Source organism: Colwellia sp. BRX10-1, assembly GCF_014077545.1.
Classification (GTDB): domain Bacteria; phylum Pseudomonadota; class Gammaproteobacteria; order Enterobacterales; family Alteromonadaceae; genus Colwellia_A.
The window spans coordinates 25356-38217 of the sequence record NZ_JACGWC010000011.1 but is presented as its reverse complement, the minus strand read 5'-3'; the positions used below and the strand labels follow the sequence as shown (position 1 = coordinate 38217).

At 38.7% G+C, this 12862-nt stretch carries 9 protein-coding genes; 8 read left to right on the top strand and 1 reads right to left on the bottom strand.

Features of this window, described 5'->3' with window-relative positions; translation table 11 throughout:
- Positions 1 to 6: 6 nt before the first annotated feature.
- A complete protein-coding gene (locus H4J75_RS10845) occupies positions 7 to 351 on the top strand; it encodes a hypothetical protein (RefSeq protein ID WP_182222133.1) in 345 nt (114 codons plus the stop codon).
- 54 nt (positions 352 to 405) lie between these two features.
- Positions 406 to 1026 (top strand): LysE family translocator, encoded by a 621-nt coding sequence (locus tag H4J75_RS10840; protein WP_182214373.1) that lies wholly within the window; start codon positions 406 to 408, stop codon positions 1024 to 1026.
- A gap of 114 nt (positions 1027 to 1140) precedes the next feature.
- Here the strand turns inward: H4J75_RS10840 and H4J75_RS10835 are convergent, their stop codons facing one another.
- Positions 1141 to 2175: a succinylglutamate desuccinylase/aspartoacylase family protein gene (locus H4J75_RS10835; protein WP_182222132.1), complete on the bottom strand. Its 1035-nt coding sequence runs from the start codon at positions 2173 to 2175 to the stop codon at positions 1141 to 1143.
- Between the two features lie 252 nt (positions 2176 to 2427).
- Here H4J75_RS10835 and H4J75_RS10830 point away from each other — a divergent pair, with 252 nt between their 5' ends.
- The 6 genes from H4J75_RS10830 (at position 2428) to H4J75_RS10805 (ending at position 12859) form a co-directional block, all read left to right on the top strand.
- Positions 2428 to 2781 (top strand): hypothetical protein, encoded by a 354-nt coding sequence (locus H4J75_RS10830; protein WP_182222131.1) that lies wholly within the window; start codon positions 2428 to 2430, stop codon positions 2779 to 2781.
- Positions 2782 to 2882: 101 nt separating this feature from the next.
- Positions 2883 to 6350 (top strand): exodeoxyribonuclease V subunit gamma, encoded by a 3468-nt coding sequence (gene recC, locus H4J75_RS10825; RefSeq protein ID WP_259366436.1) that lies wholly within the window; start codon positions 2883 to 2885, stop codon positions 6348 to 6350.
- A complete protein-coding gene (gene recB / locus H4J75_RS10820; RefSeq protein ID WP_182222129.1) occupies positions 6347 to 9913 on the top strand; it encodes an exodeoxyribonuclease V subunit beta in 3567 nt (1188 codons plus the stop codon). Before recC ends, recB begins: the two co-directional genes overlap by 4 nt.
- 4 nt (positions 9914 to 9917) lie before the next feature.
- Positions 9918 to 11873: an exodeoxyribonuclease V subunit alpha gene (gene recD, locus H4J75_RS10815; RefSeq protein ID WP_182222128.1), complete on the top strand. Its 1956-nt coding sequence runs from the start codon at positions 9918 to 9920 to the stop codon at positions 11871 to 11873.
- 79 nt (positions 11874 to 11952) lie between these two features.
- Positions 11953 to 12519 (top strand): DUF3087 family protein, encoded by a 567-nt coding sequence (locus tag H4J75_RS10810; protein ID WP_182222127.1) that lies wholly within the window; start codon positions 11953 to 11955, stop codon positions 12517 to 12519.
- A gap of 70 nt (positions 12520 to 12589) precedes the next feature.
- Positions 12590 to 12859 (top strand): DUF5062 family protein, encoded by a 270-nt coding sequence (locus tag H4J75_RS10805; protein ID WP_070376721.1) that lies wholly within the window; start codon positions 12590 to 12592, stop codon positions 12857 to 12859.
- Positions 12860 to 12862: the final 3 nt, after the last annotated feature.

Sequence of the window (12862 nt, the reverse complement as noted above, 5' to 3'; positions counted from 1 at the left end):
GGCAGGATGTTAGTTAAGTTTAATGTTGGGAAAGTGCTAACAGAACACCCTTTTGATATACGGGTTGAACTTAAAAAAGATCATTTGCTTAAGGATAACTTTTCCGCTGAAGATTCGTATAGTGTCGTTGGCTACATGGAAGGAAAAACAATGTTTATGGGTAAAATTCCCTTGTTTTTTACTGAGGACATCACCACAGAGAAAAATTATTTTGTTGCAGAAACAATGTTAGGTAGCTGCTCTGAAGATAATATGGTTTGGCGGTTATGGTTAACAGTAGAAAAAAAATCAGCGAATAATGATAAAGAACAAACAAGTTTTTTTATCGATTTTCAGTCGAGTCGCTTTTAGTTCAATTATATCTTCTGATAAGCTACGCCAAATTTTACTTAGATAGTTACCCTGATGATTGATTACACCACTTTAGTTATATTCATACCAACATTCTTCTTTGTTAGTATTACCCCTGGAATGTGTATGACATTAGCCCTAACACTCGGCATGAGTATTGGTGTAAAAAGAACCTTGTGGATGATGCTAGGAGAACTCATTGGCGTTGCTGCAGTGGCTATTGCAGCGGTTGTTGGTGTTGCTTCAGTAATGCTTAAATATCCCGATGTCTTTGCTGTAGTAAAATATATCGGCGGAGCCTATTTGGTTTATGTTGGTGTACAAATGTGGTTGTCAAAGGGGCGAATGTCGCTAAGCAGTGCCCAAGAGCCTGCGAATATAGGGCGACTTACCTTATTTAATCAAGGCTTGTTTACCGCTATTTCAAATCCTAAAGGGTGGGCATTTATGGTTTCACTCCTACCACCGTTTATTAATACTCAATTGGCAATAACTCCTCAGTTAATGGTTTTAGTTGCTGTGATTATGGTTTCAGAGTTTACTTGTATGATGTTATATGCAAGTGGTGGTAAAACGCTGAGAATTTTCCTCTCGAAGGGAGATAACGTCAAACTTATGAATCGAATAGCAGGAACACTTATGGCCGGGGTAGGGGTTTGGTTAGCACTAAGTTAATCCTTGTTAAAAAGAGCATTATCATTTTTGGAGCTATTTAGCCCTATTTACTAGGGCACTGTTATTATTATCCAGCTCATAATAAACGTTATCTTTTACTCTTTGGGCCGTTGACTAAACTTTTATCACGTAAAATAAGCAATCATTTAAAGCGATGTTTTTATTTTCAGTTGCCATAAAAATGCGTAAATCAACGGCACAGGTTAAAATGTTTTTACGACAGCTAAAATGATCATCAATCACATTATTTCCATGCTCGTCAATGAGAACAAAATTATCAAGTCCTTTGTCATCAACCCAGCCTAACATTTGATCTTTTCGAGAAATACCATAGTTAAGTTGTTCAATATTTGATTTTATACAAACACCACTAAAGCCTTCATCGTGATCACCATAAGTTAAAGGGGTGTGTGGTTTTAACTCTAAACGTAATGGTCGATAAATAATATCAACCGCTCTATTTTGTTGGAAGGTTTTAGCTTGTTTATTTAAGGTCAGCTGCTTTAAACCTTGGTAAGCAACATGATGAGACTGTTCGTCCTTGCTACCGCCACATTTTACCGTGATCATTGGGCAATCAAACTTTCGTTCCATTAATGTTCCCAATTGTAAGCCTGATAATATAAGGGTCTGGCAAAAATAAGACGTTATTGATAACACCTCAGGCGTTATCATCGGTGCTATAGCAAACGCAGGTCCAGACCCTGCACAATTATGCAAGTCAACAAGAAGTTCTGGATTAACCTCTTTTATGGCTTTCTCTATCAGTAAAGCTCGTTGACAAAAGCCACAATCTGGAATTTTATCACCAGAAAAACAGCGATTAATATCTTTACCGCCATCAAGATAACGACGACTAAATAACGGCGAAATATTAGCGGCCTCAACCGAGCAAATAATAAAGCGGACATTGGTTGTTGGCACAGGTAGTTGCTCATTAGCCGTTAACCAACGATGCATGGCAATTAACCCAGAAGGTTCATTGCCATGTAATAGTGTGGTAAATACCCGACATTTATCTTGATCACTGCCGGTAATATCAATTACTGTAGGCCCGGTCAATGTCATTAAAAACTGTATATAATCGGCTTTTAGTAAAAGAGAACCTGGATTTTTTAAATAGGTGATTTCATCAAAATCTATGTCCATTAGCGATTTCCAATATCCTGTTTGTGTAAGTGGTAGTCATTAAAGATACTTAACTTTGTCAGCAAAGTGTCTCTCTAAGGCGGTACAATGAATTAGCATGTCACAACTTGGGGTAAGTCTTTGTTGATTAGGGTCAATAATGATGAGAAAAGCATGAATTATTTTTATGAAAAGTGTTTATTTAAAACAAACTAATAAAAGTTACTCGTTTATATGTTTGTCGAAAGAAAATTTTTCAACTAACCTTAATTTATGACTTCATTTGAGTCTTTGGCTATGGGACATTTTCATATACCGAGTAAATCGAATTTTGACATGGCAAAGTTTGCCGCGGTGATCAGTTACTTTACCGTTATTGGTTGGTGTATTGCGATACTGCTATATAGTGGTAATCGGTCAAGTTTTTCTACTTTTCATTTAAAACAATCTTTAGGCCTAGTATTAACTTTTACGCTTTTGTCCTTTATTCCTCTTATTGGCTGGGCAGCCAGTGTTTTTGTATTTATTATCTGGTTGATGGCTATCTATTATGCAATATTAGGTGAAAAATATTCGGTGCCTTTTTTAGGTGAATATTTTCAAAGACATCTAGACTTTATTCAATAAAACTAGCCGTTTCACCACAATAACTTAGCTGATTTTTATAGCTTTATTGGTATTGTTATGCTTAAATTTAGGCAGAAAATATTGCACCTAAGGCCTTCATATTGTTCTATCTTTATCCTGCTAATAAAATGGAAAATTTATTAGCACTTCTCGATAAAATCCAACAGGTTTCACCACTTCCTATTTTCAGCCAAGAAATGATTGTTGTGCAAAATGCCGGTATGCAGCATTGGCTTAATATGTCGTTAGCCCAACAACGCGGCATCAGCATGAATATCAGTTATGCCTTGCCGTCACAGTTTTTATGGAAACTGGTCAGAAGCATGGCAAGTGATGAAGATGTTCCCGATCAATCGCCATTCTCTCGTGAAGTACTTTCATGGCGAATAGATCAGTTACTCGCTAGTGCAGTTGTTATACAAGACCCTGATTTTTCCAGTGCAAGCCAATACTGGTTAGGGGCCGCTACTGATGAAGATGACTTAGCCAATAGATCTGTTGGCGAATCTGAAAAAATAAAGCAAGACAACCCAAGAGTATTTACCGAACAGCAAACCTTGAAACGCTATCAACTTGCTTGTCAATTAGCTGATTTATATGAGCAATATTTGATTTTTAGGCCTCAGTGGATTAATGATTGGCATCAAGGTAAGAGCAGCCAAAGTTTTGTTAATAAAGAACAAGCGTTAGCCGTTGAAAAATGGCAAGCAAAATTATGGCAATTGTTAACGCAAGAGCAAAGTTATAACCCGCTTGAGTTAGTCAATAAAGCCATTGAAAATATTGTTAGCAAAAAGCACTTATTGCCACCGCGCTTATCTTTTTTTGGTATCAATGCGATGGCGCCAATGTGGTTATCGTTTATTGAAGCGATAAGTGAACATCTTGATGTACATTTTTTCCATCTTAATCCCTGTTTTGATTATTGGGGCGATATACAATCAGAAAAACAAGCGATTAATCTACTCTCAAAATGGGTCGTCGGGCACGATGATATTACCGTAAATGTTGGTAACCCTTTGTTAGCTAATTTAGGTCAGCAGGGCCGCGAGTTTATGGCCTTGCTTAACGATTATTCAACGGTAAATATTGAAGTTTTTGATGCGGTTGAACAAAGTGATGGAGCAGAAAATATATCGGTTTTGCAGCAAGTTCAACAAGACATTTTAACGTTAACTGATCAAAGAAGCACCGCCAAAAACCAACAAGACAACTCGATTGTTTTTTCCAGCGCACACAGCGCATTACGTGAAGTACAAGGCTTGCACGACTGGTTACTGCATCAGTTTAATGATGATAAAACCTTAACCCCTAAAGATGTATTAGTGATGTGCCCACAAGTTGAACAATATGCCCCTTATGTTAGTGCTGTATTTGCACGAGGCTGGCAAGACTTAGCGGATAAAATCCCGCCATTACCTTGTTCTATTGCCGACCGGGTAAGCAAAGATGCAGAGCCCGTTGTTGCCGCTTTTACCCAATTACTGAGTTTACCCGATAGTCGTTTTCAAGTTTCCCAAATCATTGGCATGTTACGTTTACCTGCCATGCAAAATAAATTTTCAATCAGTCTTGAAGAGCTAGACAAAATGTCTGCTTGGCTTGAACAAGCTTGTGTGCATTGGGGCGTTGACCAGCAACATAAGCAACAGGTCTTACATAGCCTCGAAGTTAATAATGCTTTTACCTGGCAACAAGGTTTGTCACGATTAATGCGTGGCTTTGCTTTTTCTGACCGTTCAATATATGTAGATGAACAACTATATTTACCAAATGTCGAGGGCAACGATGCCATTTTACTGGGTAAGTTAATGTTGATTATCGAGCAATTACAGCATTTTTCCCAACAACTTGGCCAAGATAAATCAGCCAATCAGTGGCAACAATTTTTATTAACGATGTTAAATAGTCTTTTTGAAGTAACCGACGAAATGGCCTTTAACGTTATTGACCAAGCGATCGGCTCTTTGGCCGAATACTGTCAACATGCCAATTATCAGCCCAATATCAGTTTGAGTGTGGTACGTGACTTTCTGACAAATCATTTTAGTCAGCCCGATCCTGGTCGGCAATTTATGGTTGGGCAGATAACCTTTTGCTCGATGTTACCGATGCGCAGTATTCCCTTTAAAGTGATTGCTATTTTAGGCTTGAACGATGGCGAATTTCCTCGACAACGCCAACCGCTAGGTTTTGATCTTATGGCGAGTAGTAAAAGCGAATTGGGTGACAGATCGCGCCGTGGTGACGACAGATACTTGTTTTTAGAAGCCATTATATCGGCGCGACAGTCATTATATTTAAGCTATCAAGGCCGTAATATTCGCAATAATAATGAAAAGCAGCCATCGGTTGTCCTGAAAGAATTGATGGAATATTTAGAAGCAGGCTATGGCTGGCAGTTACATAATGCTGAGGCTGTCAATGACGAAAATGGTAATGGTGATCGATCTTCAGATATTAAACAATTACCCATGCAAGCATTCAGTGAGCATAACTATTTAGGCAAATTTAAAAGCTTTGACCCTAATTGGTTGAAACTTAAATCAGCTAAAAAAATCCAACAAAGCGATGCTTTATTGTTACCACTTTCGATCATTGCTGATGATGATCCTAAAGTTGTCGATATTAATGAACTGATCCGCTTTTTTCAGCATCCGGCAAAAGCCTTTGCTCAACGACACTTGCAGTTGTTCTTTGAAAGCCACGAAACACAACTTGATGATACTGAACCATTCAGTGAAAACTTCTTGCAGAGTTATTTGTTACGTCAACAGCTGTTAGCGCTTTATCTCGTGGGTAGCAGCGAAGATGAGATTTCTTCTGCGGTAAGTGCGGCAGGGGTGAGCGGCGTTTTTCCTGATTTACCCAGTACCCATGATAGTCTAGAGCGCTGGCGTGATGACAGTGAAACCTTTAGTGAATTCATTCAAAGTCAAAGCCAATTAACCAACGACAGCTTACCGATAACGTTTATCAATACCGAGCTTGATGTGGTACTTACCGATAACAGTCATTTTACCCTCAGTGCTAATTTCCCGGTGCAAGCGGACAGCTTAATGTTTTATCGCAGCTCTTCGGCAAAAGGCAAAGACTTGTTTGGCCTTTATCTACATCAAATTATTATGCAGTGCTGGCAAGCAAATACCTCGAACTTAAATGCGGCTCATTTAACCGAAGAGCAAAATATGCTTGCGCAGGTGAATGTCACTAAAGGTTTTTATTTTGATACTAAAAATCAAAAACCAACACAGTACCGTTTTAGTAAAATAGACAATGCCCAGGCACAACTCGCTTTTATTGTTGATACCTATCTTAAAGGGCAACAGCAAGCTTTATTACTTAATACTGAATTGATTGAAAAATTCTTTAAAGCTAAAGCCTTTGCGCAAAGTAGTTTTGAAAAACTATGGTCTGACAGTGGCAGTATGCTTAGCGTGGTAAAACCCCTAGGACAAGACCCTTATATGCATTATTTCTGGCAGCAATGTCCTGAATTTTCCGAGTACCAATCAACATTCACCGCACTTTATCAACCGATGTGGCAAGCTCAGGAGCAAATAAAATGAAGATGAATAATCTTATTGCTCACCAGATCCCGTTGCAGGGTAAGCACTTAATTGAAGCCAGTGCCGGTACCGGTAAAACCTTTAATATCACCCGCTTGTATTTACGGCTATTACTCGAAAAGCAATTGCCTGTTGAACAAATACTGGTTATGACCTTTACCAAAGATGCGACCGAAGAGCTACGTGGCCGTATCGATAGTTTTATTCGCCAAGCGCTTAACCATTGGGACGAGTTAATTGTCAGCGATGAGTTCTTTAGCGCGATAAGTCAGCACATTGATGAAAAGTCGGCAAAGATACGTTTGCGACAAGCATTGTTATATTTAGATGAAGCGGCAATATTAACCATACATGGCTTTTGTAAACGGGTGTTAAGCCAACATGCCTTTGCTAGTGGTGTCGCCTTTAACGCGCAAATGGAAACTAATTGCCAAGATTTAGTGCTACAAGCTTGCCAAGATTGGTATCGAGTATTGGCAAAAGATAGTCCTGAACACTTTAAGCAAGTGATGCAGTTTTGGCCAAATCCGTTAAACTTTCTCAGCCAATTTTCTAAAGCTATTAGTAAACATAATGCGCTTGATGTCGTCAATGTTACTGCAATAGAGCAGTTATTTACCGAATTAGTACAGCAAGCGGTCTATAACCTCGAGAACAATCTACCACTGCTGACTCAGTACCTTATTGATGTTAAAAAAGGCAGTGAACGTGAAAAACGTCAACAAGAGCTTGACTCATTAATACAATGGTTACATCGACTTGCTGAAGATCTGCGTGTTGCTGATGAAAAAATGCCAGATGGTTTTATTGATGGCAAGCGTTACGCGCGCTCGGTGGGTAAAATTGAACTGTTAGCGGTATTTGAACCCGTAAAAATGGTTAAAGCTGAATTGAAATCCCTGGCTAAAAAAATTGAAAAAGCCAAGGCACTGGTCATTGTCCGCGAAGGTATTTATCAAATACGCGCCAATATCACAGAACAAAAAAGCACCACCAATATTTTAAGTTTTGACGATCTTATTTCAACCTTGGCCAATTGCTTACAAGCGAAAAGCAGTAACGCACAAGTCCTAGCACAAACCCTATTTGAACAATATCCGGTGGCGTTAGTTGATGAATTCCAAGATACCGATCCCTTACAATTCTCGATACTAGAAGCCATATATTATCACCAAAGTACGGCCGCTTTATACATGATAGGCGACCCCAAGCAAGCGATTTATGGTTTTCGAGGGGGCGATGTTTTTGCATATTTATCTGCCCGAAAAGATTGTGACCAACAGTGGTTAATGGATACTAATTGGCGGTCAACACCAGCGATGATCGCTGGCTATAACCGCTTATTTTACGGCGAAGCGATCACTGATAAAGTTGATGTTACTCAAGGGAATAGTCGGGTGTTTGGTTACGATATTCCCTATATTCCGGTAAAAGCTTCACCGCCAGCACTTATTAAATATAAAACAGTTACCGATAACGCCTTACAATTTGTGCATTTTGTTGATGAAGAAGCAAAAAAATCGGTTGCTCAAAGTTTTCGGCCAGTGATGGCCACTTGGTGTGCCAATGAAATTATCAATTTACTTGCCGCGCCTACAAACGAAAATAACGATAAATTAAGCTCAAAAGATATTGCTATTTTAGTGCGTGATGGCGCTGAAGCACGTGATATAAAACAAGCATTAGAACAGGCTAATTTAGCGTCAGTCTTTATGAGTAATCGCGCTAACTTAATGAAAAGTGAGCAAACAGAGCAATTGATACAGCTGCTAAAAGGGATCTTGTTTGTTGAAAATGAACGCTACTTTAGTGCTGCCATTGCCTGTGATTTACTCGACTATCACCCTGAAAAATATCGTGAATTACAAGAAAATGAACTTGCTTGGCAAGCATTAAAATTTGATTTTGAGCAACTACGTAATGAATGGTTGTATAAAGGTTTTATTTCGATGGCATTAAAATTAATGCATGATCATTTTTGTATCGCCGATGAAAACCAAGATCGCATTTTAACCAATTTATTGCATTTATTTGAAATACTGCAAACAGCCAGTCAACGCCACCGTCAACCACAAGAATTACTTTATTGGCTTGAACAACAAAGTCGGGTTGACGATCCTGAAATTGAAGCCGAATTACGTCTAGAAAGTGATGATAATTTAATACGCATTATTACCCAGCATGGCTCAAAAGGTTTAGAATATCCGGTGGTGTTTGTTCCTTTTGCCACCCGTCATAAAGACCCACTTAAGTTCGGTGCAAGCTCGGTGACCTTTATTGAGTATCATGATGAAAACCATCAGCTCAAATTAAGTTTAGATGGCTCTGACCATGCTAAGGAGTCAATGGCCAATGAGGCTTACGCTGAAGCCATTCGGCTATTATATGTTGCGGTAACCCGAGCAGAAAAACGTTGTTATATCTTAACAACCGCTTTTGATAAAGCCGAGCATTCGCCATTGGGCAGGGCATTGAAGTGGCAAAGTCAGCAAGATATAGAAGAAAACTTACGCCAGCTTGTTAATGATGAACCTAACAACATCAGTTTAGTGACCCTGTCATCATTAGAAAACGCCAGTGAGCTTATTGCTCAACAAGCGCCATTAGCTGAAGTTAGTGATAAAACCGGCCAAGTTGCTCAATTTAACGGTAAAATAGAACGCGATTGGTGGCTAAGTTCATTTTCAGCCTTAAGTCGAAATTTACGTCACGGCGGTGTCTCTTCGCCTGATCGTGATAACCCACTCGAAAAAAATAGCATGACTGACCTTCAGTCTAGTGCAATGCAAGCGAGTAGTTTATTACGCTTTAATTTAGCAAAAGGGGCTCATACGGGTAATTTATTGCATGATATTTTAGAACATACCGATTTTAATGCCCCCGACTGGCAAGAAGCTATGCATTGGCCCTTGCAAAAGTATGGAGAACTAACCGCGGGTTATCAAGCTGAAGATCTGCAGAGTTGGTTAGCGCAAATGATTAATTCGCCATTGGGTGATAACGCATTAGATATTGATAATAGCGAGCCCTTTAGCTTAGCTGACTTGAAGCAAACAAAAACACTGCGAGAAAGTGAGTTTTATTATCCAATGTGCTCAGCGAGTACTGATAAATTAACGCAGATATTGTCAAAACATCGTAATACGCACAGTCAATCAACACAGCAATCAATTGTTCGCTTACCGGCATACCAGCAGTTAAAAGGTATGATGCACGGTTTTATTGATTTGATTTTTGAGCATAATAATAAATATTATATCTGTGATTATAAGTCCAGCCACTTAGGTAATGATTTTAGTGACTATAATCAGCAAGCAATGAAAGAGAATATTGAAAAAAATCATTATGACTTACAATACCTGATTTATGCGTTAGCCTTACACCGTTATTTAAGTCACAGCTTAGATAATTACGATGTAGAACAGCACTTTGGTGGTACTTATTATTTATATTTACGCGGTATGACCGACCAAGTTGAACACATTAATTGTGGTGTCTACTATCGAAAAATCGAGGCGCACGAACTTGCCGCGCTTGATCAATTGTTTTTAGGAGTTGAATAAGCATATGGCAGTGTTATATAAGCAGTTTAACCATGCTCAACAGCAGCTTAATAATATTGAAGCGGTTGATTACTTTTTTGCAAAAGAAATTCAACAAAGCTTAGTTAATCGCGATAAGCATAATAATAATGATAACCAACAACTTTTTCACTTACTGCTTGCCCTCAGTGAAAGCCTTAGGGCAGGCCATAGCTGTTTACCGTTAGCCACTATCGCGAGTACGCGCTTTGGGTATAGCTGTGATAAACAAGGTATTGTTACTCATAACGGCTTTACCTTTGCCGAGCAACCACAATTAGTCAGTTTATGTGAACACTTGTCTATTATGGCTGATGATAACCACGCGATTGTTTTTTATGAAAATAACCTGTATTTACGTCGTTATTACCATTTTGAGCAAGAGTTACTGACTTTTATTTCAGCAAAAAGTGCTCAAGCCAAGGATTTAAATGTACAAACATTTAACGTCGTTGATATTAAAAGCTGCTTAGCAACACTCTTTCCACAGCAACAGTCAGCAGATGATAACGATGAAATAGATTGGCAAATGGTTGCGGTCGCCAATGCCATTAATAAAAAATTCAGTATTATCGCTGGCGGGCCAGGCACAGGTAAAACCTATACGGTGACTAAGTTGTTAGCAGCTTTGGTGATGTTAAACTCAAGCTCAAATGAAAAGCCCAATGCAGACTTAAAGATAGCCTTGGTAGCGCCAACGGGTAAGGCGGCTCAGCGTTTATCTGAATCAGTCACTAATGCTTTGCAAGGATTTACAGGACAAATAAGCGCAGCGGTTTTATCAAAAATACCGCAAGAGGCACAAACGCTGCATCGACTCTTAGGTGTTATTCCTAACAGTGTTAACTTTCGCCATCACCAAGACAATTTACTGAATATTGATGTGCTGTTAATTGACGAAGTGTCAATGGTCGATTTGGCGTTAATGGTAAGAGTTTTTAGAGCTTTACCTAGCCATTGCCAAATCATACTTTTAGGCGACGCTGATCAACTGCCGTCCGTTGCTGCTGGTAGCGTACTTAACGATTTAGCACCTAAGCCTCATCGTGGCTACAGCCCCGAGAATCATCAATATTTAAGCCAAGTCAGCCAATGTGCAAACTTACCTCAGTGGAAAAAGTCGCCAAAATCATCAGGGTTGACCCTAGCCGCAGATCACGTGGTGTTTCTTGACAAAAGTAGACGTTTTGATGGTGAAGGTGGGATCGGAAAAATAGCGAGCCATGTTATTAATGGTCGCTTTAGCGAAAGTTGGCAATTATTAACAGAAAAACCAGTTATAGATAATAATCACCAAGACGTGCCTCAGTCTGGGAATACCTTATGCTTACTCGAAGGTAAAACTAGTTCTTGGTTAGCAGCATTCGTTAGTGAGTATTACGTGCCCATTTTCGCGCAAAAAACAGTGTCTGCTGCCTTTAAACAATTACAAAAATTTCGTATCTTATGCGCAACACGTGTTGGTGAGCAGGGGGTTGAGTCGTTAAACGAACAAGTACAAAATATACTGATTAAACGTGGTGATATTAATGCTTTTGATACTCGCTATTGCGGGCAACCTATTATGATCAATGTTAATAATTATTCACTAGGTTTATACAACGGCGATATTGGTTTATTGTGGAAAAATGAGTCGGGCCATTTAATGGCTGTTTTTGAGCAAGCAGACAATGAATATAAGTGGGTGAATCCGGCGCGTTTACCTCAGCATGAAACCGTTTATGCGATGACCATTCATAAAACTCAAGGCAGTGAGTTCGAGCATGTTGTGATGGTATTACCGGAACAAACTGATAATAAATTACTTTCTAGGGAATTAATGTATACCGCTATTACTCGGGCTAAGAAAAAACTGAGTATAGCTACCTTAGCGAATGTTTGGCGACAAGGAGTCACGACAAAAACAACACGCTATTCAGGTGTCGACCTCTATAAAAAATAAAGCTAGAGAATAGGGTTTACTGAAAGAAATTACGTTAGAATAACGTTTTAATTTTAGTAACCCATTAATAAGTTGTACCATGACGTTAAAAGACATAGATAAAAAAGCTTATCGCAGTAAGCTTAATCAAGTGATTGTTGGTTTTATTGTTACCTTCGCAATATTAGCCATTGCTTTTGGTGGTATATTGATTGCGGTATTTGCTGAGCCTTTAGCGCTTGATACCATGGCTCAAGCGAGTATGAATACGGCGATAGAGTCGGGTCAGCAAACCAGTAATTTTCGTTATAACTTTTTAGGCGTTATTCTGGCATTGTTAACGTGTGCAGGGATACTAAGACAATTAAAAAACACCCCCTTTTTTAATGAAATTTATTATGTTTGGCAACTTAAACAAACGCAAAATATTATTTATCGTCGTTTGAAAAAAATTAAACAAGCGAGTGTTAATGGTGATGAAAATGCCTTAATTATTTTGAAATTTTATTATGCTAGCCTAAAGCAACTTTATTTATTAGATGACAATACACTGACTATGTCGTCGTTAGAGGCTGATATTACTCATCTTGAGGGATTAATCACTCAACATGGAAAAGAAATTACTACCGAGCAGTTTACCAAAGTGTTACTTTCAAGCTATAAATAACGAATCGACCTTGATGGCAGTAAATTAAATGCCTTTTACTTTGATGTGAAGCCACAATAAAAGAAGCCCAATGAAAAAACCTAAAAAGTTAAAGAATGAAACCGCTTTATTAAAAAAAGCGATTGAAGTTGGCGAAAAATATGCGATGAACCGAGGTTATAATGGTTTTTCTGCCACCAATGCTTCAAAAGACAAGGTTGAAAGCTTGTACCGTCTATTGGTTAACGACAAACTTATTCAAGCTTCGCCTGCTGATGGTGAAGACTTGCTTAGTATGAAACACCGATTAGCAATGTGGATAGCAAAGCAATTACCCGAAGACCATCCATTACTTAAGTAATAA

Excerpts from the sequence above, each read along its gene's own strand:
- H4J75_RS10840 (WP_182214373.1), top strand. The coding sequence starts at position 406 with ATGATTGATTACACCACTTTAGTTATATTCATACCAACATTCTTCTTT.
- H4J75_RS10830 (WP_182222131.1), top strand. The coding sequence starts at position 2,428 with ATGACTTCATTTGAGTCTTTGGCTATGGGACATTTTCATATACCGAGT.
- H4J75_RS10810 (WP_182222127.1), top strand. The coding sequence starts at position 11,953 with ATGACGTTAAAAGACATAGATAAAAAAGCTTATCGCAGTAAGCTTAAT.
- recD (WP_182222128.1), top strand. The coding sequence starts at position 9,918 with ATGGCAGTGTTATATAAGCAGTTTAACCATGCTCAACAGCAGCTTAAT.
- H4J75_RS10805 (WP_070376721.1), top strand. The coding sequence starts at position 12,590 with ATGAAAAAACCTAAAAAGTTAAAGAATGAAACCGCTTTATTAAAAAAA.
- H4J75_RS10845 (WP_182222133.1), top strand. The coding sequence starts at position 7 with ATGTTAGTTAAGTTTAATGTTGGGAAAGTGCTAACAGAACACCCTTTT.
- recB (WP_182222129.1), top strand. The coding sequence starts at position 6,347 with ATGAAGATGAATAATCTTATTGCTCACCAGATCCCGTTGCAGGGTAAG.
- H4J75_RS10835 (WP_182222132.1), bottom strand. The coding sequence starts at position 2,175 with ATGGACATAGATTTTGATGAAATCACCTATTTAAAAAATCCAGGTTCT.